The sequence below is a fragment of the Vibrio sp. 1159 genome (genome assembly GCF_033340395.1).
GTDB lineage: Bacteria > Pseudomonadota > Gammaproteobacteria > Enterobacterales > Vibrionaceae > Vibrio > Vibrio alginolyticus.
This window is the reverse complement of the sequence record NZ_JAWOWL010000008.1, coordinates 89,236-110,885: the sequence shown is the minus strand read 5'-3', so window position 1 is coordinate 110,885 and position 21,650 is coordinate 89,236. Positions and strand designations below refer to the sequence as shown.

Below are 21,650 nucleotides of genomic sequence, written 5' to 3'. Positions count from 1 at the left end.
ATTTATCCATCCCACAACTACCCATAACAGACAGTGCGCACTCTCCTTTCTTACACACCTTTGCATGGTGTCTGTTGTTTCGAAATCGAGATTCTTAGCATCGGAATAGTTTGAACTCTTCGAGTTTTAGTTGTTTTCGCACTCAAAATAGGTGCGTTATTAGGTCGTTGAAAATGAATAAGCGTTATTTCCCAAGAGTTGATTTACCACTGCTCATGGCGATCATTCCGATCATGCTGTTAAGTTCGCTCACTCTCTGGAGTGCCAGTAGCTTTAATGAGGCGATGCTCTTCAAACATTTGGCGCGCTGCGGACTGACATTAGTTTGCATCTTGGTCATGTCCTCGATTCCAGCGTCCAGCTATCAGCGCTCAGCTCCATATCTCTACATTATTGCGGTTGCTCTGCTACTTGCTGTCGCTTTATTTGGTGATAGCACCAATGGCTCTCAACGTTGGCTCGATATCGGCTTCTTCCGCTTTCAACCGTCCGAACTAATCAAACTTTCCATTCCAATCATGATCGCCTGGATGCTTCATATTGAAGGAGGTCGACCAAACATTCGGAAAATTGCGTTTTGCTTACTTATTACAATGATTCCTGCCGGGTTAATCGCGCTACAACCGGATTTAGACGGTGCAGTTTTTACCATCATTTATGCATTGTTCGTTTTGTTTTTGGCTGGCATGAGCTGGAAAATAATCTGCGGGTTTATTGCGAGCATTTTAACGTTAGCACCTATTTTATGGTTCTTCGTTATGGAAACCTATCAAAAGAGCCGTGTAACACAGTTCTTGCACCCTGAGTCCGATCCACTGGGTTCGGGTTACCAAATCATCCAATCTTTGATTGCGATTGGCTCAGGCGGTATGAAAGGCAAAGGTTGGATGAATGCAACGCAGGGAACACTTGGCTTTATTCCAGAAAGTCATACGGACTTTATTTTTTCGACCTATGCAGAAGAGTGGGGCTTTGTTGGCAGTTTAGTCTTACTCGCATTGTACTTGTTTATTACTGCACGCGTTATGTTGCTTGCATGTCAGTCTGACCACTTTTTTAGTCGGCTGGTAAGTGGCGCATTAGCGATGAGCTTTTTTCTGTATGCTTTTATCAATACGGGCATGGTGAGTGGCTTGTTGCCAGTAATGGGTAGCCCACTTCCCTTCTTTAGCTATGGCGGCACGGCGATGCTAACTCAAGGTATCTGTTTTGGTGTAATCATGTCGCTGTGTTATTCCAAATATCGTAACGCATAGCGTTGCTTGAGAAAAAGCGATCAAAAAAGGCTTCCCTAAAGAAGCCTTTTTACAACGATATGAGCGAATTAATTACAGCTCTGCGTTGTGGTAAACCTGCTGAACATCATCACAGTCATCTAGAAGATCTAGGAATTTCTGGAACTTCTCAGCATCTTCACCCGATACAGGCGTATGAGTTTGCGGAACGAATGTGATTTCTTCAACATCGATCGTTAGATCTGGGAATGCACCGTTAAGCGCAGTTTTTGTTTTGAAGAATTCTGTGTGAGGTGCGAATACAGTGATAACACCGTCTTCTAGCTCAACGTCAGTAACGTCTACGTCTTCCATCATTAGCGTTTCTAGGATGATTTCATCATCGTCGCCTTTGAACTGGAATACCGCTTGGTGATCGAACATGTGAGAAACCGAGCCCTCAACACCAATTTTCGCACCGACTTTCACAAAGCATTGGCGTACATCTTGGAAAGTACGGTTGCCGTTGTCTGTTAGACAGTCAACGATAACGCTAGTACCGCCAGGGCCGAAGCCTTCGTAACGTGCTGGAGTGTAGTCTTCACCACCGCCACCGTTCGCTTTGTCGATCGCTTTATCGATAACGTGCGCAGGAACTTGGTCTTTTTTCGCTTTTGCGATCAGGTGTTTCAAAGACAAGTTCATGTCTGGATCACCACCACCGTTTTTCGCGCACATGTAAATTTCTTTACCGTATTTGGAATAAACTTTAATTTTCGCGCCTGCAGTTTTCGCCATAGAGGCTTTGCGCACTTCAAAACTTCTTCCCATCGGGATGTCTCTCTAAATTCAAATTTAATGCGAAGGATTTTAGCAAAAAGCGAAACCTTTTCAATTTCGCTTAGCAAAGGAATAGGGAGGTTACCTCATTCGTCGCATTGGATTGAACCATTGCCACGGTTCGCGTTAAGCGACACCCATTACTCGTTTGTACTTTTCGACCGATTGCTGGAAAAACGCCTTTTCATCAGCATCGTTAATCTTGGACAACTGTTCTTCTATTGCTTCAGGACCAGATTTGGCCTCTCTGAGCTTCCAAACCAAAAACGACGCCTGCTTATCCAGTTCGATTTTGTTTTTTTCGTCAGGCGGCAATAGGGATAGATTAAACGACATTCACAGCCTCAAGGTACTTTAAATACTAGCCGGGCACTATATCACACAGAGTTACAATTACAGAATAGAAACGCACTTAACTTGATCGATTTCAAGTTAACTATTTAGGCACAGCGCTGATTTTCAGTGCTTTTGGTAAATGCTGTTCGAATATTTGTTGTAATCGAGTCTTGGTAACGGGTTTAGCCACGAACTCGTTCATCCCGACATCGAAGCAATGTTGCTGATCCTCTTTAATGACATTGGCACTTAGCGCAATAATTGGAACGTGTTTCCCCCACTCTCCCATTTTTCGAATTCGCTCCGTAGCAATAAACCCATCCATCACAGGCATTTGGCAGTCCATAAAAATCAAATCGAAAGGCTGCTGATCACACAGCTGCAATGCTTCTTCGCCATGGTTGGCGACACTCACTCGCACACCCAGTTTTTCTAACATGATGCGAACTACCTTCTGATTGACGATGGTATCTTCAACAACCAATACCCAAGGTTTATCGTTATCTTGAGGGCTGATTTCGTTGTCTTCCGCTTTCGGGAAATCTAATACATTAAGTTGGTCGGTATAGGTCGATTGCGCATTTATTACAGCAACAGGAATCGAAAATTCAAAACAGCTTCCCAGCCCAAGCTCACTTGTTAGTTGTATTTCCCCTCCCATCAAGTTAACCAACTGTGCAGCTATCGCCAAACCAAGCCCTGTCCCACCATACTTTCTGGTGGTACTACCATCAGCTTGTTGGAAGCGTTCGAAGATTGCTTGTTGGTGCTCTTTCGCAATACCAATACCAGAATCCACAACTCGAAACCGGATATGAGCGGTCTCTCCATCAAGTCGAGATAACGCTACAAGAAGCTTCACATGGCCGCGCTCGGTAAATTTAATCGCGTTGCTCAACAAATTGTTCAGAACTTGTTTCAATCGTGTGGCATCACCTTGCACTTCCATTGGCAAGTGAGGATCAATATCGCTGAGCAGCTGTAAGTTTTTCTGCTTGGCTTTGACACTATGTAAACTGATGACATCGTCAAGTAGCTCGCGAAGATCATAGCTCGTGTATTCCAGCTCTACTTTGCCAGCTTCAACTTTAGAGAAGTCCAAAATGTCGTCGATGATCGTCATTAGTGAGTGAGAAGAACTGTCAATGATCTCTACAAACTCTTTTTGCTGGGGATCGAGGTCGGTGTCATTGAGCAACGACGACACACCAATAATGCCATTCATCGGTGTGCGGATCTCATGACTCATAGTGGCAAGAAACTCACTTTTCTTACGATTAGCGACTTCTGCCCTATCGCGTTCAGCCTCTAACTCAGTCTGGTGCTCTTTCACTTTCTCAACACTTCGGTTGTATTTCTCTGCCAAAACACTCACTTCATCAAAGCACCATCGTTTAGGGAGAGTCACTTTACTCGGCACTGTACCGCCACGAAAATCGCTCACCGCACCAGACAGCAATTGTAACGGATTGACCAACAAGCGAAACGCCACCCAAAGAACACCAATGATGAGGACAAGAATTTTGATCGCTTCTGTCGTAAGTAGAAAAAAGAACTGCTGCCAAAGATCTTCATATATCGCGCTAAGATCCGATTGAACCGTTAATATCGCGAGATCATACGTTTTATCGCCGACCCGATACTGCATCGGCCAGCTTCTCTCGACAACATCCTCAGAAAGCGCCGAACCTAATTCAATGATAACTTCGTCTTCACTAGCAATACGTAAGTAGTCCACCGAGGGCATACGCATTGCACCTTGAGCTTGTGTCAGCAACAGCTCCCTATCCTCTACCCACAAACTCGCAGAAAAGCTCGATAAATAGCTAGACTCAACCTGCTTTAATTCAACATCTAAATGGGCTAAATCTTCGTGAAAAACTCGATATAAGCTCACTGTAGAAATGATGACCGTAAAGATTAAACTCAACGTTAATACCGCCAACATAAGTTGGTTGCCGATACTAAAACGACGTTGAGATCGCTCTTTTTCATCCATATGAAACCGCTCCGATAAACTTGCGCTACTCTAAATATAGCTACGCGCAAATAATAATCGAGGATACGATGAAAAGACTTCTACTTAGATTGGCTTTTAGCTTAATTGTTGTAAGTTCTCATGTGACCGCAAATCAAGTGAACTATTACGTCATTGCTGAACAAGCTCGACCATTTCAAATTGAACAACAGGGACAAATGCACTCCGGAATTGTGACCGATATCGTCAGCGCTATCTTCGCGGAGTCGGATTACCAAGTGAATTATCATACTTATCCATTTAAACGTATGATTTCCATATTGGAAGAAGGCGCTGAGCCAAACTGGTTAACTTATGGCAGCCCGAACTGGGGCAAGGTGCAATCGGAAAATTTATCTGAGGAGCCCATTTACACTGTAAAACATGTACTGGTGTCGAGTAGCGAGAAGCCTTTAGAATTCAAAAATATGGATACGATGCATGGTCGTTCTATTGTATTACTGCTGGGGTTTGATTATCCAAATTTAACACCGTTCTTTGAAAATGGCAGTGTCAATGAAATGCGCGTGAAAGACTACAACGCCGCATACCGAGTGATAAGCCGAACCCCTGGAGATACAGCTTTTGTCGAGATGGAATCCCGAGTCCTTTACAACTTAAAGCGACTCAATTTGCCGTTAGAGAATTTTCAGATACAGCCTTTCAGCTCGGTTATTCCTGACTACTCAATCTACCTAGCTTTTTCACCTCAAATGCAACCAGAAACTCAAAATTACATTAATACACGACTCGTTGAATTAAAAACCTCAGGGGAAATTGATGAAATCATTCAAAAGTATCAATGAATCAAATCATTAACAAAAACGCCAACGATGATACGTTGGCGTTTTTGTTTCTGTAAAATCTGTAGCACTTACTTAGTGTGGTTAACAAACTTAGGATCAAACATGTGCCCCAATTTACTCGCCTTGGTTTGCAGGTAATGTTGATTACTTGGGTTATTCCCTTCTTGTAATGGCACTCGTTCAATGACGTTAATATCAACCGCTTTTAAGGCGGCGAGCTTGCGTGGGTTATTCGTCATTAGACGCACAGCGTCAATCCCCAAATGCTCTAGCATTCCTTTACAGAACGCGTAATCACGCATATCAGCGGCAAAACCTAAACGCTCATTTGCTTCCACGGTATCTGCGCCATCATCTTGTAAGTGATAGGCACGAATTTTATTAATCAAGCCGATTCCACGCCCTTCTTGACGTAAATAAAGCAGCACGCCACATCCCTCTTTGACGATGTTTTGTAGCGCTCTATTAAGCTGAAAACCACAATCACAACGCGTGCTAAATAGAGCATCTCCTGTAAGACACTCCGAATGCAACCGAATAAGTGGAGCTGCACTTTTTGTTGGCTCACCATAGACCAGAGCAAGATGCTCTTTATTTGTCGCGGCTTCAATAAAGCCGTACATCATAAATGTGCCCCACTGGGTGGGCAATTTGGCTTTATCGATAAACTTCACGAGATTGTAAGGCTCAACATGTCTCAGCTCTGCCCGCACATTCATCAGAATCTCTCCTAGATGATTTTCTCCTTTACCATCTCCCCCGTCTCCCCAAAAGGCATCTTTATGAGAATGCTCTGTTAGGCAAGCGTTACCCGTTCTCATTAATTGCTGCGCTAATGGTGGATTTTGTAGAAACTTTTCCCTAACGATGAAAGCCATAACAGCCAACTTTATATCGTCCCAATCGCTTCTGACAAAGTGTTCGTATTTGCGGCTTAAAGCAAACGCTTCGTCAGGGGTGCTTGCGTGCTGAATTTTACTTTGCAACTGAGCATCGAGAAACTTTTGGGCTTGGTAATAATGTTCGCTGGTGGGCCAAGTTTGGGAGGAGATATTGACTGGGGCATGGCAAAAATTTGAGAGAAAACCGTGGGGCTCATCGGGCTCATAAAAAAGGATTTGATCAACCATACTTGCGCTCCTTGCTTTGTGGTTGCGATAATCAACAAAAAGCATATCGCTACTGATATATCTAGTAACACAAGGTCAGATTGTCAAACTTCTTCGGGACGGGACGTGAGTGTGAAACTCGTGCTTTTGAGGCGCAAGACAGATAAATGGAGAGTTTGAATAAGAGAGTAATAGAGTGAAAAAATAAAAAGGGCAGTCCGTCGACTACCCTATGGGTTGCTAAACCAACCTGAGGCGATCAGTGTATCAAGCCAAGCTCCCTTGCTTCTTCAATGGTCAACCCACTTTCACGGATCTCACGTAACGCTTCAATGCGTCTTCTGGCTTCTGCTGATTTCACTGTTTTCTCTGGCTTCACAACGGTTTCCTCATCAGGTAATTCCCATTTGTGAGCGATGTTGGTCATCTCGTCATGGTCGATAGAATTAATGGACATATTTCCTCCGAACACACCATGTTTTCGATGCGTAATCTATAGCAAAACCGGAACAAGGTGGTAAGAAAAACTGTAGGGAAATGTGACCCCTACCGCCCTTTCGCTAACTCCTTAATAGATTCATCATTTAAGTTTTGCCAAGGGACAAATTTACGATTAAATTTGAGTAATTCCCCCTACGAAAAGTGTGCTGATCTAGCTCTCAATTCTGCTCTTCTTTAGTTTTATCAACGACGCATTACACCACTTCCTGTTTCACCTAACTTTCGAGTCACTTCACTGATTCATAGTTTGATACTTTCTAAAAACCGCCACACCTGATAATGATAATAATTATCTTTTAGATTGGTAAGGTGTTTATATGGATGGTATTAACTTAAGTCATGCATACCACAATGACCCGGTCATCCAGATCCGAGATTTGTGCGTCGATTACATCACTGATAATGGTGATTTTAATGCGGTAAAGTCCGTCAGCTTTGATATCGGCAAAGGCGAAGTATTTGGTCTTGCCGGTGAATCTGGATGTGGTAAAAGCACAATCGCATTCTCAATAAATCGTCTTCATAAGCCGCCAGCGTTCATTTCTGGCGGTAAAATATGGTTTGATGGCAAAGATATCCTTAGTATCTCAGACTCTGAACTGACCGCTCTAAGGTGGAGTGAAATCGCCATGGTGTTCCAGAGCGCGATGAACTCACTCAACCCTGTCTTAACGATACAAGAGCAATTTGCAGATGTGTTACGACATCATCAAGGCCTCACTAACGCTCAAGCAAAAGATAGAGCAGAAAAGTTGTTGGACTTGGTCAATATTCCTCGAGAACGCTTAGCAGAATATCCTCATCAATTTTCAGGAGGAATGCGTCAGCGCTTGGTGATAGCCATTGCTTTGTCTCTAAATCCAAAACTGATCATTATGGATGAACCCACAACAGCATTAGATGTAGTGGTACAGAGAGAAATTTTACAGCAAATTTATCAGCTTAGAGATGAGTTCGGTTTTTCAGTCCTCTTTATCACTCATGACCTGGCACTCATGAGCCAACTATGTGATCGAATTGCAATCATGCGTCACGGAGAAATCGTCGAAGTCAATCGAGCATACGATATACGCAATCATCCTCAACACCCCTACACGCAAAAGCTATGGGCTTCTTTCCCAAACATCCATGACGTCCACAAACAACCAGAGTTACAAGGAGCGTAACCATGAGCCAGCCTATCATCCAAATGAAAAATGTGATTAAAGAATTCAAAGTGGGCGGTGGTTTAGCGAAAGAGGAAACCTTTCGTGCGCTTCAAGGAGTGACTTTTGATCTGTACGCAGGAAAAACCTTGGCTTTGGTTGGAGAGTCAGGCTGCGGTAAGAGTACTTGCGCTCGTTTAATAACCAAAGTCTATCCAGCAACGCAAGGCGAGATCCTTTTCAATGGCACTGACATAAATGAGATCACGTCACGATCGGCTCTACAAGAATATCGCAGTAAAGTACAAATGGTGTTTCAAGATCCGTTTGGCTCTCTCAATCCAACTCATACCATTCGCCATCACCTAACACGTCCTTTAAAAATTCATAAACAAGTCAAAAACGCGCGCGACATCCCAGCCCGCTTGGAAGAGCTCCTAAAGCTGGTGGAACTACCTGAAGAGACATTGAATAAGTTCCCTCACGAACTCAGTGGTGGGCAACGTCAGCGAGTAAACTTAGCAAGGGCTTTAGCGGTAGGTTCGCAAATCATTCTTGCGGATGAGCCTACGTCTATGCTGGATGTTTCTATTCGCTTGGGAGTGTTGAATTTAATGCAACGAATGAAGCAAGAGCTGGGAATTGGTTTTTTATACATCACTCATGATCTGGCGACTGCGCACTACATCGCGGAAGAAACCGCAGTAATGTACAAAGGGCAAATCGTTGAATGGGGCGACACTCATTCAATACTTAAGAATCCGCAGCATCCTTATACTAAGCTGTTGATTTCTGCCGTTCCTGATCCTGACTTACCTTTTGGTAACTTAGTGAAAAATGAGCCAAACTATTCGATAGATGCCGATGAAATTCGTCAACGTAGCAGCATAATTGTCGACGAATTTGATCAAATAGGGCCAAATCACTATGTAAAACAATGGACTGAGGCAGCGTAATGGATTTGAGTACTTGGCAAGATCAAATCGCCATGTGGTACGAACAGCGGAAACATGATCAAGTAGAAAAATTGGAAACGATCTTATATCAGGTGCCTGATGACGTGTTTGGACCCGAATTGAGTGATCTTCAAAGTAAAGCGATTGCTTGCTGGTTGGATGGATGTTTACGCGTGTTTCAACATGCAAGGTACCAAGACCCTCAGAAAGCATATCAAACCTTGCTTTATACGAGTGCAAAGCTTGAACAAGCAGCATGCCAAGTCTCGACTGATATTCTGATCAAAGATTGGTGTTTGAGACGACTTCAGCATCTCACCGTTGTGGCGTTAGAGTTTTGTAATCAGCAGTGTGATCAAAACAAGTGGCAGGAACAAGCCCATAGCTTAATCGAATCACATGTTGCGTTGTTGCGTTCATTACACTGGAATGAATCCAAGAAGCATGATCAAGGTTTACCTCATTAGTCCGGAAAAATGATCAAGGCTTAATTAGCGGAATTTTAGGCAAAAAAAAGCGAGTTTCCTGAGGAGAAACTCGCGAAGTCTATTCAGAATGAATGTAACAATATGAGCCAATCTATTAATCATCAGAAAGGACAAAAGGTTGTCTATTCGGGATAAATAGTAGTATTAGGCTTGGCTTCTAATGTCAGTGGTTTGTAAGAGTTAAGTCTGTTTTTTATCATCGAAAGACATTGTTACATTTCAAACCGATACATCACACCTATAGCTTGATACACATCAAGCGACACTTTTAAATCGCCATTTCATCCAAGGCACGAAATACCATTTCATCCATGTGACCATCGAAGATTTGACGACAAACTTTCCGACGCACCGCTAACCCCGCAATCAAGCGCTCGATGGTAAGATGCTTAACATCGTTCTGGGTGTTAAACAGCTCGACGGTTTTACTTAATGTCTCATAAGGAATCGGCTCATCCCCTACCCTTAGCCAATCGAGCTTCTCTATGTAATCTGAGCACTCTTCTTTGATTGAGGCATAGGAGTGCCCTGTCATCGCAGACAAAGCCGTTATACTGCGTTCTAGAGCCTCTGGTGAGGTATATTTAGATAGAGTAATGGTGATCTCATCAGCATTGATCTCTACCAAATGTTTTCTTTGCTTCACGCGTCGCCCTAAATTTCCTCTTGGAGACGGTGCTTTGCGTTGAATGGGCTCAAATTCGCCGTCTATGATGCCTGAGAGCTCCTCAAGCTGTTGTCGGGTTACCATCTCATTACGAAGTGGATTTGGCAGCGTAGGCGCCATGTTACGCTTTCCTGCGTTGGTCGTTCGCGCTCGCGAGTAACGTAAGACCTCTTCGACATCACATTTGATGTCGATCTGGTAGTCCATCACTTTGTCATTTTCGATCATGGTTTCGATTGTCAGGTGATAACCCCACAAATTAACGACGAATAGATCATCATTCCCTTTTCCATCAGACAAACGCTTTAGTTCTCGGATCAGATCCATGGAGAAACGTCGCCATTCAATGTTACGTGCAAGTTTCTGGTTTAACTCACTCAGTAGCATGCAATCCGTGTGACGACGAACCATGCGACTACGGAAGAAAGAGTACAGTTGAAACACCAAAGTATGTTGTTTCAAGATCTCTGGCGGAAACAAGAAGAAATAATCGCGTGTTAACAGCTCTTCATAAAACGAAGGTTCCCAAACTAAAATATATAAGTTTGGCTTGATACGAATTTCACCATCGCTTCCCTCCACAGGTGCCTCTTCAGAGGCCGTGATGGTTCGAGCAAGAAAACGAAAACGATCACTTTTGAAGCCCTCTGGCATGTTTTCACTTAGCCAACGTCCAGTAAGTTCATGGAGCTGAAAATCAGTGAATTCAATGCGATCAATGCTATCGCGAATGGAATCACGAGCTGGGCCACTGTCTTTTTTGCCTCTGAGCGACAAAATATCAGTGATGTATAGCGGCGTTTTGTTTGGTACGTGAGCCGCATCAAGCTGATACTGATCTTTGTGATGATCATGATATTGAACCGTTAACGTGAAGAGAGCGAACAGGGTCATGAGATCATCCACAGTCATGATATTTTTGGATGATCGCGTCTCGATAACGGCTTTTGTGCCAGAGATCGACACCATGGATTTCTGATAACTTTTTCGAGTTCTTGGTGGCGCAAGTGCTTGGTCAATGATCCCAGCCCAATTTGTTGGAGATACAACAAATTGATCGGCTTCATCTTTCATCGTGGGAGGTGTGTTTAACCCGTGCTCATTCAACAAACGTTTGTTTACTTGAGTCTGAGCCAATGCTTTCGAACGTTTTTGTTTCTCGTTCTGGCGAACTTTGTCGGTAACAAGACTTGTTGCTCCCAATACAGATATAAGCTGATTTGGATTCACAAATTTATGTAGCATCGTTTTACCAGCAAGTCCCTCTTCAAAACGCACTGGTGTTTGAGTAAATAAACCAATATTTACTGCTGCGCGCAAACGTTGTTGCAGAGCTGCACGTGTAAGTTGCCCATCTGTTGCTTCAACAATCTCTGTGGTTGAAACCAAACCATCCTTGCTGCTGAAGCCTCGTAATGAGATCAGATTAAGCAACTCTAAGATGCTTTTGGTCACCCCTTTGAAATGTTGGTACTGCTCTACCCAATCCGCAGAGGATTCATGTACCTCAAAAAGATGGCCATCTTTGTGGCTTCTCGGTGCTTTAATCAGAATTTTTTCATCAGCCGTCATTTTAGATCCAGATCACACTAGCCGTAGTTGTGCTATGGTTCCGAAGAATAAAGAAAAACAGATCATAAATAAAGAAAAAAGATTGTTTTTTAAATAACTGATCTTTTTGATTAATCTGATCTTAATTGATTATATGATCTAATGATCTGGCTTGAAATTTCTCGCTAAACTTTTGTTCTATAAGACTATTATTTCCATGTGTTTCGGAACTATGATCATAAGAAGTCTGAAAGTATGATCAACAATAACCTGAAAGCATGATCATATTTATTCGTAAGCATGATCATTAAGGTTATGAAAAGATGATCAAAAGAGTCTTGAAACGATGATCATGATGTTTTTACAGGTTACCCACAGATGCAGTATTTAATAATGATCTTCACGATGATTATATTGTGCATTGGTGATGTTATTTATACTCGGATCGATGATCAAGAGCCAATATATCTATCGTTCTGGCGCCCATATTGATGAGATATCACTCATCTGATTAAAATACATTCAAGTCGCTCATATTTAGAAGTAAATCCTAGTCTCTGCTTATTTACAGGAAGCATGATCATGAGAGCGTGATTTATCATAGCAACTTGAGCAATTTCATTGTTCCGGCTTCTATAACGTCAATTTCTGCTCAATCCCCCATTCTGTCTGCACTCAACCGTAAATCAGAGAAGAAAACTCATGCTTCCGAGAGATTCTAAGGCTTGATCATATTTCCGATTAATGGATCTTATTTTATTTGCGTGTTTACACCGTACTCTGCTCTATTTTTCCATGATCATGCTTTCGGATTTGCTTATTAACACGGAAGCATGATCATAAGCATACCTTGATCATACTTCCATAGATGTTTCGCTGGAACTGCCCTATTTTGCTCGGAGACATGATCAAGGTGTTCAGGTCTTTATTGTTCCGATATTACTTACTATTTTTCGTTTAAATTAGGTTGGTCTAACATAATCCGTAATTTAGCTTAAGATTATAATCGTTCCGGTAGAAAATTGATTTACATTGTAAATGAGTGACGCTGTAACACTTTTTATTTTTAAGTTTAGGTGTCCACTTATGAGAAGATTATTTGATTAAAAATAGTTATCTTTTTGACCATAAATCATAAAAGCGTCGATTTGGGTGTTTTTTTATGTGATGGTAATTCAAAATGTTCGTGCACCTTTTTGTTGTTTTTGGTCTTTACTGCTGTACAATTGCAATTATAAATCCTTCCAACGGAATTTGGCATGAAAAGAGAAAAAACGATTGAAAACCTTCTTGAGTTAGCGGAGCTGACTCAGCAGGTTCAAGCTGACCGTATTGAAATTGTTTTAGAAGAGCGAAGCGATAACTACTTCCCACCAATGTCGAAAGCGATGATGGAAACCCGTTCTGGTCTAACTCGCCGTAAGCTCGACGACGCGATTGGTAAAATGGAAGCCGCTGGGCATCAATTTACTAAAAACAACGCGAATCATTATTCAATTACGTTAGAAGAAGCACACATGCTCATGGATGCGGCTGAAGTGCCTAAATTTCATGAGCGTAAAAAGAATTCAGGTAACAAACCTTGGATTATTAATGTGCAGAACCAAAAGGGCGGTACAGGTAAATCAATGACCGCGGTTCATTTAGCGGCATGTTTAGCGCTAAATTTGGATAAACGATACCGTATTTGTTTAATCGACTTAGACCCACAAGGCTCGCTACGTTTATTCCTCAACCCGCAAATCAGCATGGCAGAGCATGATAATATCTATTCTGCGGTAGACATTATGTTGGGTAACGTGCCTGATGGTGTGGAAATTGACAGTGAATTTTTACGTAAAAACGTATTGCTGCCAACGCAATATCCGAACTTAAAGTCGATTTCAGCGTTTCCAGAAGACGCGATGTTTAATGCGGAAGCATGGCAAACGCTATCTGAAGACCCATCACTCGATATCGTCCGTCTGCTGAAAGAGCAACTGATTGATAAAATTGCTGATGACTTCGATATCATTATGATTGATACCGGTCCACACGTTGACCCATTAGTATGGAATGCGATGTATGCATCAAATGCCTTGCTAATTCCTTGTGCGGCTAAGCGTCTGGACTGGGCTTCAACAGTAAACTTCTTCCAGCATTTGCCTACGGTATATGAAATGTTCCCGGAGGACTGGAATGGTCTTGAGTTTGTTCGCTTGATGCCAACCATGTTTGAGGACGATAATAAGAAGCAAGTTTCTGTTTTAACTGAAATGAACTATCTTCTAGGTGACCAAGTTATGATGGCTACTATTCCTCGTAGCCGTGCGTTTGAAACCTGTGCCGATACCTACAGCACAGTATTTGATCTGACAGTAAGCGATTTTGAAGGCGGTAAGAAGACACTAGCTACCGCGCAAGACGCTGTTCATAAAAGCGCACTGGAATTAGAGCGTGTGCTGCACTCTAATTGGCCGTCATTGAATCAGGGGTAATAAGTAAATGGCTTTGAAAACGTCTGAATTAAACGCGAAATTATTTGGCAAAACGAATAAGCGTCGTGTTGTGACTCCGCAAGAGGCGCAAACTGCGGCAAAAGAGAAAGCTCAAACGATTGAACTAGCAGTTGCAGGTGAAAATATTGTTCAGTTTGAACTTGTGCGTATTCCTGCAAATAAAGTTGCGACAGAAACAACAGTATTTGTTGATAACGCTCGTGAGCAATCGTTCCTAAACGAACATGCTTTATCTGATGTTTTAGTCACACTCAAAGAGCGTGGCCAACAATATCCAGCAGTGGGTCGTAGAACTGAAGATGGCAAGATTGAAGTTTTAGATGGTAGCCGTCGTCGCATGTCTTGTATCCTCGCTGAACAAGACTTTTTGGTTTATGTTGCTGACAACATTAATACTGACCATGCTAAGTTTTTGTCTGATGTGGCAAATGCTCACAAGCCGCTCTCTTTATATGAAAAAGGGAAAGAGATGCAGGCTAAGCTTGATAGTGGTGAAGCTGAGGATCAGAAAGCATTGGCAAAAATGTTCCAGTGCAGTGAAGCGTTGGTAAGTGGCGCTTTAAAAGCCGCAGCATTACCGTTAGAACTGCTTCAAGCGTATCCGAATGTTGGCGATCTCGGTCGCCCAACAATCGTGAAACTGCACAAACAGTTTTCAACGCTAACGCCAGAGCAGCAGCAAGAGCTGTTAGATAAATGTCGCTCTAGCGAAGGGTTTTTATGGCAGCGAAGCACTGCTCAAGGCGTTGCTCGTCTGACAAAAGAAGTCACGGAAAGCATCGAAAATTGGATTACTGAACTTGCACCAGCAAAACCTGGTAAGAAGACGGAAAAAGTCGACTTAGTTAAAGGTCGAGCAAGCTATAGCCGAAAAGGTAGCAGCCTGGCGTTGAACTTGAAGAAAGTTGACGACAGCTTAATGGAAGAGATTCTTGCGTTTGTACAAACCAAACTGCAATAACAAATGATGATTGAATCAACCGCCTCCGGGCGGTTTTTTTATATCTGAGAAGCGTCAAATTAAAGATGTGATACCATTGCGTCAGTTCAACGTTGGATAGACAAAATGCAGACACAATCTGATTTCCTTTCATCACTTCAACATCAAGCTCACCAATCTTTCCAAAGGATTGGTGTTGTCATTCAAGGCGAGGCTTCTTGGCAAAATGCGTTGATGTCAGAGTTCCATAAAACGCAGCGCCATCAACGTTGGTTTTCTGTTGGTGATTTTGGTTTGAAAAACGTATCCAGTGTTTCGTCTAAACAAGGGCACATGTTGCTAGGCAGAGAGTGTGACGTTCTATTGTTTGATGCTCGAAATGGCTTTGACGCCAATAGTTTTACCGCCGCGCTTGGCTCATTGGTTGGCGGCGGTTTTCTTATTGTCATTACTGAGCTGCGACAAAATGCGAATTTTGCTCAGCAATGGATGCACAAACAATGGGAGAAGCTCGTTGTTATTGAGCAAGACAAACCATTGCCAACGGCTCCAGACATCAAGCAAGCAGAAAAAGAAAGCCACTACACGGAACAAGAACATGCCATTTCTCTAATTGAAAAGGTGGTGACAGGACATCGAAAGCGACCATTAATTTTGACCGCTGATCGTGGACGTGGAAAAACAAGTGCCCTCGGAATTGCGTGTGCGAACTTATTACAGCAGAAGCCGCTTAGAATCTTAATTACGGCACCATCTATAAAAGCCGTTGAGCCTGTTTACCAACATGCTTTACGTTTACTCCCTAGCGCACAGCGTATTAAGAAGGACAGATTAGAATCAGGGCAGGGAGCCATTCAATTTATTGCTCCAGATGAACTATTATTGAGTCGACCTGAATGTGATTTGTTACTTGTCGATGAAGCGGCTGCAATTCCAGTTCCTATGCTCAAAAGCATTACCGAACATTATCATCGACTCGTTTTTTCTACGACTATTCACGGTTATGAAGGTTGTGGCCGGGGCTTTACGATTAAATTTGTTGATTGGCTTCAGAAACAGCGTTCGGGAATGAAAACATGGCACATGACACAGCCCATCCGCTGGAGCATGAATGATGCGCTTGAATCATGGCTCTATGACGCGTTTTTGTTGGATGCGGAGTTAACGCACCATCAACTTAAACAGGTCGACTCAATTTCCCTTTCTAAAGCCGATAAGAAAAATTTGATATCGCAGCCTAGTTTGCTGCGTGAGTGCTTCGCTCTTTTGGTGAATGCTCATTATCAGACCTCGCCGAATGATTTGATTCACCTTTTGCAAGACGACAACAGTCAGCTCTATTTTGCTAAGCAAGATAATGCGGTTGTGGGGGTAATATTAGCGGTCGAAGAGGGTGGGCTTGACGCTGAATTGGTTGAAGAAATTCAGCTTGGTAAGCGTCGTCCTAAAGGACACTTAGCCCCAGTTACGATTGCAAACCACCTAGGATTTCCGAATGTCGCGAATCTATCGACGCTGCGAGTCATGAGAATTGCTGTTCATCCGGAATTGCAAGGAAGAGGCATCGGTCAAAAAATGCTGCAGCAACTTGATCAAATGGCGGCTAAACACATTGCTTACTTATCCACGAGTTTCGGTGCGACGGAAGAGTTGGTCCATTTCTGGCTACAATCGAACTTCCGTGCAATTCGTTTAGGGTCAATGCGCGATGCTGCTAGCGGTTGTTATTCAGTCTTGATGGTCAAACCTTGTGATTCCCAACAGACGGCTTGGGTCGATGAATCTCAGGCGCTATTTGAAGAAATGTTGTCTAACAATGTGGCTGACGTCTATCCAAAATTAGAAGCCTCTATTTTTCGAGCTCTATTACCGCAACCTTTGGGAATGAGTCCACTTCATCCCGCTAAGTTATTACTAATTGAATGCTATGCTGATGGTGGTAACAGTTATGAGTCCGTGTCTGCTTGGCTTCAGCAGTGGTTACTTAACTTAGGTTTGAACTCCGCTTCCGACTTGATGATCAGTAAGCTTTTTCTTAACCGTAGTTGGACTGAATGTGCTCAGCAATTTGGTTTACCTGGAAGAAGGCAAGTTGAGCAGCAGTTAAGGGACGAAGTAAGACACATTTGGAACGATTTACACTGTAAACACTAAAGGGAAATTTACACTGTAAATGAAATTATTAGGAGCTGATTTTACACTGTAAATCCAGCTCCTTTTTATTTCGGCGTGTATTTTGATTGAGCTTTAGGTTAAATCGAAATGCTCTCTTAATATCTGTTTAAGCGTTATTGATGGATTACTTTCTTTAGTGACGTGAGCCCTATAATAAGAAATGCGAGGTTTGTTCAGAAAACGGATTTGGGTAGACTGAAAGTGTTGATGGGAAGCAAAGTGGTAAGGGTATGTGGAAGCTGTGTCTTGAGTTATCTGAAGATAAGACCAAGGTGATAGCCCGTCTTCCGGGAGAAGTGGACCTCGGTGGTGAGCTAAATCAAAATGAATTAAACGAGCAGCTCGTCGCAATGAACGCTGAAAAGATGTTTGTTGTTGAGGGGGAAGTCGTGAGATTCATTAACTGCGCCAAAGAACGTAAAGCCGAGGCCTACGAAGGCATCGTCATTGCGGAAAAACGCAACGCGCAAGTTGAGGTTGAATTATCGAATAATGACATGCTCGCCAGTATGAACGTTGTCGGCGCGTACGGAGGCCGAGGTTTACGTGGCCCCGAGATTGTTCAAGCCCTTGCTCAAGCGCGAGTTTCGAAAGGCATCAACAAACTGGCTTTGAAGAAAGTGTTGGTTGTCAGCACTCAGCTCAAACCCGGCGAAACTTTTTCTCAACCTGTAGCGGTTGGTAAGCAACCTATCAAAGGCAAAGACGCTCTTTTTACTCCTCTTGTTAAAGACATCACCAAACGCATCCTCAAACCCAAAGACGGCCAATCTGCTAGCGACAAAATTGATTTACGTAACCTCGGTGAAACTATCGCGGTTGACGTAGGCGATGAGGTGATGCGCCGCACGCCTGCGACCAAAGGTACGCCTGGTTTTACTGTTCAAGGGCGAGTGATTCCTCCACAAGCCGGAAAAGACAGCCCAATGAAGCCAGGCAAGGGCACCGAGATAAGCAAGCAAGACCCAAACCTATTGATTGCATCGGTATCCGGTACGCCTCTGATTAAAGACAAAACCATCGAAGTTGATAACGCACTCTGCCTCAATAGCGTTGGCGTGAATACAGGCCACGTGAAATTCAAAGGGAATGTGATTATCGGTGGCAACATTGAATCTGGCATGATTGTTAAAGCGACGGGTTCTATTACTGTAGGCGGCTTCATTGAATCGGCTGACGTACAAGCGCAAGACGACATCCAAGTTGGTAAAGGGATCATTGGCCACACCGTTAGTGATGGCCAGCCAAAGAGTTGTCACGTCAAAGCCAAAGGTTCGATTCGTGCCAGCTACGCCCAATATTGTGATTTGCAAGCCGGCGAAGATATTGAGTTGGCGGTGCACAGCATGAATAACGATATTGTTTGTGGGCGCAATCTGACGGTGCTAGACGCGAACGGTAGGAACGGCACGCTCAGCGGCGGAGATGCAAAAGTCGGTGGCAAAGTGGTGTGCTTACAATTGGGCGTAGAAGGCGACACCGCCACTAAGGTAGAAGCGTTCGCACGCTATTCTGCATTTAAGGAGCGATTAGCTGAGCTTAAAGAACAATACAAACGCGCTCAAGAAGGCACGATGGATGTGATTCGTAAAGAGCTCGAATTTAAGAAACGTCCTAAAGCCGAACGTACCGACGAAGAACAAGCTCAGATTGACGTGATGAAAACACAAAACAACGAGCAGCTTGAAGCGATAAAGCAAAAGCTAGAACAAACGGAACATGACTTTGAAGTCGCGTTAGAAGAAAATATTGTCGAAGCCAAAGAGCGTGTATTCACTCGCGTGACGGTGCAGTTTGGCGACGAACAAGTAACGACAAAGCGCACTCATGGCGGTTGTTCGTTCCGTTTCAATCAATACGAAATTAAAGTCTCGGCGAACTTGGAAGAAGAGGACGTCGCTGCGGTTTAAGCTTTCTTACTCACTGAGCCCACACGTCGCAACAAGATGTGTGGGCTTTTTTTATCTACAAATCGACAATGTGCTCTTGATAGTAGTCCGCAAGCGCACCCACTTGGCTGCTACACATTACTTTCATTGCTTGTTTAATGTGTTCTATTGGCCAGTTCCACCATTGGATATTGAGTAGAGTTTCAATCTCTTTATCGCTGAATCGTTGACGTACGACTTGGTTGTTTCCAACCACCACAGAATAAGGTTGCACGTCTTTCGTCACTACGGCGCGTGCTCCGACGACGGCTCCATCGCCGATGTTTACTCCGGGCATGATCATCGCCTCACTACCAATCCAAACATCATTTCCCACCACTGTGTTTCCGGCACGCTCGAAACCGTCTTGTACGCCTTCTCCAAATTCTTCAGGAGAGAAGGGGAAGGTCGAAATCCAGTCAATGCGATGACCTTGGTTTCCTGCCATCATGAAGGTGGCTCCAGAAGCGATGGAACAAAACTTGCCAATGATTAATTTGTCGATGCTATCGGGTTCTCTACTTTGCCATTCTTGAAGTGTGACGGGGTCACCCAACAAGTAGCGTACCGCTTGCTCTTCGAAGCTTTTTTGATGATAGAAGCCCGAGTAATAGCTGTAATCGCCAACGATGATATTGGTATTAGTGATGTGATCTTTAATGACTTGACCTTTTAACCACGTGTCGAAAACACTCATAACTCATCCTTTCAAATTTAGGTTGTACAGAGTTTAGAGGCTTTCTATTATTTCCAGTAGTTTGATTTTAGAGATTCAGAATTACTGTATGGAAATAAAATGGCTCAGCTACGTACCACTTTACGTCGCTTTGTGCGAGGAGCGAAGTATTGCTGGCGCAGCAAAGCGCCTGAATTGTTCGGATGCGCATGTAAGTCGGCAACTTAAACGGCTTGAAGACATATTGTCGGTGCAGCTTATTCAGCGAACTACGCGCCAGTTTAATTTGACCTACGATGGTTTGCGGTTTTATCAGCAGGTAAAGCAACTGCTCGAAGGCGCTGAGCAGATCAATGAGCAAGTCATGGCAAACGAGATCGTATCGGGAAAATTGAGAATAGCGGCGTCTGCTTCTTTCGGAGCCGCGTTACTCAGCCAAACATTGATCGAGTTTCGATTGCAACATCCACAAGTGAGCGTCGAAGTGATCTTCACAGAGACACCTCTCGACTTGATTGAGGCTGGGTTTGATATCGCATTCTACTTTACCGATACTCCTCCAGAGGGATACGTCGGCCATCAGCTACGCACTTTACACTGTAAACCGATCGCTCATCGCTCGTATTTAGCTGATAAACCAAATGTAAGTACGCCAGAGGAGCTTGGTGACTTAGAGCACATCCTTTATAAAAGTCGCGACTTGGTGTTAGATAAGTGGACGTTTACGCATAAGCAAACTCAACAGCAGTGCAGCATTGAGTTAGAAAGTACGCTGAGTTTTAATCTTGTCCAGTCCATGTTGGATGCTACTTTGGCTGGCTGTGGTGTAGCCATGTTAGATGAATTTGCACTGGCTAAACTCGACCCTGCACAAAAAGAAAAACTCGTGAGTTTGCTGCCAGAATGGCAAACGGATGCGATTTTGCCGCTTTATCTGCTTTACCCAAAACGTGAGCACTTACCAAGAAGAACGCGAGCGTTCATTGATCACTTTAGGAACATATATTCTGTCGGCGAATAGCGACAACAAACTTAGCAACAATTGAGGAAGCAAAGGAATGCGAAAACACTGTATTGCGATTGGCGGTGGGGGCTGGATGATGGGAGAGAATCCGAGCCCGCTCGATCAATACATTTTGTCTTTGTCTGGTAAGGAGAATCCAAACATTTGTTTTCTACCGACAGCCACGGGAGACGCCGATGAAGTGATTGAACGTTTTTACGATGCGAAGCTTAGTGAAAACGTGACCCATTTTCCGCTGTTTAAGTTTGAAGCTGGTTGGAAAGAAACGCTATTTGAACAAGACATCATTTACGTCGGTGGCGGTAATACGCGTTCGATGTTGGCCATTTGGCGCGAATGGGGTATCGATAGAATACTCAAGCAGTGTTATGAACAAGGCATCATCATTTGTGGCATGAGCGCAGGTGCAATTTGTTGGTTTGAGTTTGCGGTGACAGACAGTGATCCCGAAGCATACCAAGTTATGCGTTGTCTTGGATTTATTGACGGTTTGGCTGCGGCGCATTTTTCTCATGTAGGTGAGAAGTTCGAGGTTTTCCAAGCCTTTGCTCGTTCTCAACCGAGCATCACTTGTTATGGCATTCACGATTATGCGGCATTGCACTTTGTCGATGGAAAATTGTTAGCTACTGTCACCAGCTTTCCTGATGCCGGTGTGTTGGTTAAAACAGGTAACGAAGAAAACATATTGCGAGGGTGAGCTTCTTCAAATCAGCATTAAAGGCAATAACTACTGACCGGACATAGAAGAAGCTCATGGATTCAGCTAACTTACATTA

At 43.5% G+C, this 21,650-nt stretch carries 18 protein-coding genes; 11 read left to right on the top strand and 7 right to left on the bottom strand.

The window, feature by feature from the left end; translation table 11 throughout:
- Positions 1–173: 173 nt before the first annotated feature.
- Positions 174–1,256, top strand: a complete 1,083-nt coding sequence (rodA, locus tag R7127_RS08905; RefSeq protein ID WP_054578578.1) for a rod shape-determining protein RodA — start codon at positions 174–176, stop codon at positions 1,254–1,256.
- Positions 1,257–1,328: 72 nt separating this feature from the next.
- Here the strand turns inward: rodA and R7127_RS08900 are convergent, their stop codons facing one another.
- From R7127_RS08900 to R7127_RS08890, 3 genes are all read right to left on the bottom strand, one after another.
- Positions 1,329–2,045: a YebC/PmpR family DNA-binding transcriptional regulator gene (locus tag R7127_RS08900; protein WP_005374482.1), complete on the bottom strand. Its 717-nt coding sequence runs from the start codon at positions 2,043–2,045 to the stop codon at positions 1,329–1,331.
- A gap of 135 nt (positions 2,046–2,180) precedes the next feature.
- The gene (locus R7127_RS08895) at positions 2,181–2,390 is read right to left on the bottom strand and encodes a DUF3283 family protein (protein WP_005374484.1); all 210 of its coding nucleotides are present in this window, start codon (positions 2,388–2,390) and stop codon (positions 2,181–2,183) included.
- A 100-nt stretch (positions 2,391–2,490) separates the two neighbouring features.
- The gene (locus R7127_RS08890; protein WP_017633805.1) at positions 2,491–4,389 is read right to left on the bottom strand and encodes an ATP-binding protein; all 1,899 of its coding nucleotides are present in this window, start codon (positions 4,387–4,389) and stop codon (positions 2,491–2,493) included.
- 68 nt (positions 4,390–4,457) lie between these two features.
- Here R7127_RS08890 and R7127_RS08885 point away from each other — a divergent pair, with 68 nt between their 5' ends.
- Positions 4,458–5,213, top strand: a complete 756-nt coding sequence (locus tag R7127_RS08885; protein ID WP_005383196.1) for a substrate-binding periplasmic protein — start codon at positions 4,458–4,460, stop codon at positions 5,211–5,213.
- A gap of 68 nt (positions 5,214–5,281) precedes the next feature.
- Here the strand turns inward: R7127_RS08885 and ribA are convergent, their stop codons facing one another.
- A complete protein-coding gene (ribA, locus tag R7127_RS08880) occupies positions 5,282–6,343 on the bottom strand; it encodes a GTP cyclohydrolase II (RefSeq protein WP_017635221.1) in 1,062 nt (353 codons plus the stop codon).
- 238 nt (positions 6,344–6,581) lie between these two features.
- Entirely contained in the window at positions 6,582–6,779 is a 198-nt protein-coding gene (locus R7127_RS08875) for a PA3496 family putative envelope integrity protein (RefSeq protein ID WP_005374493.1), read from the bottom strand.
- A 361-nt stretch (positions 6,780–7,140) separates the two neighbouring features.
- Here R7127_RS08875 and R7127_RS08870 point away from each other — a divergent pair, with 361 nt between their 5' ends.
- Genes R7127_RS08870 through R7127_RS08860 form a run of 3 tightly spaced genes read left to right on the top strand, consistent with a single transcriptional unit; the run spans position 7,141 to position 9,391 of the window.
- Entirely contained in the window at positions 7,141–7,989 is an 849-nt protein-coding gene (locus R7127_RS08870) for an ABC transporter ATP-binding protein (RefSeq protein ID WP_005374497.1), read from the top strand.
- Between the two features lie 2 nt (positions 7,990–7,991).
- Positions 7,992–8,924, top strand: a complete 933-nt coding sequence (locus tag R7127_RS08865) for an ATP-binding cassette domain-containing protein (protein ID WP_104980285.1) — start codon at positions 7,992–7,994, stop codon at positions 8,922–8,924.
- Entirely contained in the window at positions 8,924–9,391 is a 468-nt protein-coding gene (locus tag R7127_RS08860) for a transcriptional regulator (RefSeq protein WP_167415794.1), read from the top strand. Before R7127_RS08865 ends, R7127_RS08860 begins: the two co-directional genes overlap by 1 nt.
- Positions 9,392–9,680: 289 nt before the next feature.
- Here R7127_RS08860 and R7127_RS08855 read toward each other — a convergent pair whose 3' ends face one another.
- Positions 9,681–11,651, bottom strand: a complete 1,971-nt coding sequence (locus tag R7127_RS08855) for a replication initiator protein RctB domain-containing protein (RefSeq protein ID WP_017635223.1) — start codon at positions 11,649–11,651, stop codon at positions 9,681–9,683.
- Positions 11,652–12,889: 1,238 nt separating this feature from the next.
- Here R7127_RS08855 and R7127_RS08850 point away from each other — a divergent pair.
- From R7127_RS08850 to R7127_RS08835, 4 genes are all read left to right on the top strand, one after another.
- Entirely contained in the window at positions 12,890–14,107 is a 1,218-nt protein-coding gene (locus tag R7127_RS08850) for an AAA family ATPase (RefSeq protein ID WP_005374503.1), read from the top strand.
- A gap of 7 nt (positions 14,108–14,114) precedes the next feature.
- Positions 14,115–15,089: a ParB/RepB/Spo0J family partition protein gene (locus R7127_RS08845; protein ID WP_005374504.1), complete on the top strand. Its 975-nt coding sequence runs from the start codon at positions 14,115–14,117 to the stop codon at positions 15,087–15,089.
- Positions 15,090–15,194: 105 nt separating this feature from the next.
- Positions 15,195–17,222, top strand: coding sequence for a tRNA(Met) cytidine acetyltransferase TmcA (locus R7127_RS08840; RefSeq protein ID WP_167415795.1), 2,028 nt, complete (start codon positions 15,195–15,197; stop codon positions 17,220–17,222).
- Between the two features lie 251 nt (positions 17,223–17,473).
- On the top strand, positions 17,474–19,153 hold the full coding sequence (locus R7127_RS08835) for a DUF342 domain-containing protein (RefSeq protein WP_167415796.1): 1,680 nt from the start codon (positions 17,474–17,476) through the stop codon (positions 19,151–19,153).
- 55 nt (positions 19,154–19,208) lie between these two features.
- On the opposite strand, the gene catC is transcribed toward R7127_RS08835, so the two are convergent.
- Positions 19,209–19,868: a type C chloramphenicol O-acetyltransferase gene (gene catC / locus R7127_RS08830; RefSeq protein ID WP_054575282.1), complete on the bottom strand. Its 660-nt coding sequence runs from the start codon at positions 19,866–19,868 to the stop codon at positions 19,209–19,211.
- Between the two features lie 88 nt (positions 19,869–19,956).
- On the opposite strand from catC, the gene R7127_RS08825 reads away from it, so the two are divergent.
- Positions 19,957–20,868 carry a LysR family transcriptional regulator gene (locus tag R7127_RS08825; protein ID WP_318141926.1) on the top strand — a complete coding sequence of 304 codons (912 nt, stop codon included), beginning with the start codon at positions 19,957–19,959 and terminating at the stop codon, positions 20,866–20,868.
- A gap of 37 nt (positions 20,869–20,905) precedes the next feature.
- Positions 20,906–21,571, top strand: a complete 666-nt coding sequence (locus R7127_RS08820; protein ID WP_054575283.1) for a peptidase E — start codon at positions 20,906–20,908, stop codon at positions 21,569–21,571.
- Positions 21,572–21,650 lie beyond the last annotated feature (79 nt).

Coding starts and splice junctions, on each gene's coding strand:
- rodA (WP_054578578.1), top strand. CDS start 174: ATGAATAAGCGTTATTTCCCAAGAGTTGATTTACCACTGCTCATGGCG.
- R7127_RS08900 (WP_005374482.1), bottom strand. CDS start 2,045: ATGGGAAGAAGTTTTGAAGTGCGCAAAGCCTCTATGGCGAAAACTGCA.
- R7127_RS08895 (WP_005374484.1), bottom strand. CDS start 2,390: ATGTCGTTTAATCTATCCCTATTGCCGCCTGACGAAAAAAACAAAATC.
- R7127_RS08890 (WP_017633805.1), bottom strand. CDS start 4,389: ATGGATGAAAAAGAGCGATCTCAACGTCGTTTTAGTATCGGCAACCAA.
- R7127_RS08885 (WP_005383196.1), top strand. CDS start 4,458: ATGAAAAGACTTCTACTTAGATTGGCTTTTAGCTTAATTGTTGTAAGT.
- ribA (WP_017635221.1), bottom strand. CDS start 6,343: ATGGTTGATCAAATCCTTTTTTATGAGCCCGATGAGCCCCACGGTTTT.
- R7127_RS08875 (WP_005374493.1), bottom strand. CDS start 6,779: ATGTCCATTAATTCTATCGACCATGACGAGATGACCAACATCGCTCAC.
- R7127_RS08870 (WP_005374497.1), top strand. CDS start 7,141: ATGGATGGTATTAACTTAAGTCATGCATACCACAATGACCCGGTCATC.
- R7127_RS08865 (WP_104980285.1), top strand. CDS start 7,992: ATGAGCCAGCCTATCATCCAAATGAAAAATGTGATTAAAGAATTCAAA.
- R7127_RS08860 (WP_167415794.1), top strand. CDS start 8,924: ATGGATTTGAGTACTTGGCAAGATCAAATCGCCATGTGGTACGAACAG.
- R7127_RS08855 (WP_017635223.1), bottom strand. CDS start 11,651: ATGACGGCTGATGAAAAAATTCTGATTAAAGCACCGAGAAGCCACAAA.
- R7127_RS08850 (WP_005374503.1), top strand. CDS start 12,890: ATGAAAAGAGAAAAAACGATTGAAAACCTTCTTGAGTTAGCGGAGCTG.
- R7127_RS08845 (WP_005374504.1), top strand. CDS start 14,115: ATGGCTTTGAAAACGTCTGAATTAAACGCGAAATTATTTGGCAAAACG.
- R7127_RS08840 (WP_167415795.1), top strand. CDS start 15,195: ATGCAGACACAATCTGATTTCCTTTCATCACTTCAACATCAAGCTCAC.
- R7127_RS08835 (WP_167415796.1), top strand. CDS start 17,474: ATGTGGAAGCTGTGTCTTGAGTTATCTGAAGATAAGACCAAGGTGATA.
- catC (WP_054575282.1), bottom strand. CDS start 19,868: ATGAGTGTTTTCGACACGTGGTTAAAAGGTCAAGTCATTAAAGATCAC.
- R7127_RS08825 (WP_318141926.1), top strand. CDS start 19,957: ATGGAAATAAAATGGCTCAGCTACGTACCACTTTACGTCGCTTTGTGC.
- R7127_RS08820 (WP_054575283.1), top strand. CDS start 20,906: ATGCGAAAACACTGTATTGCGATTGGCGGTGGGGGCTGGATGATGGGA.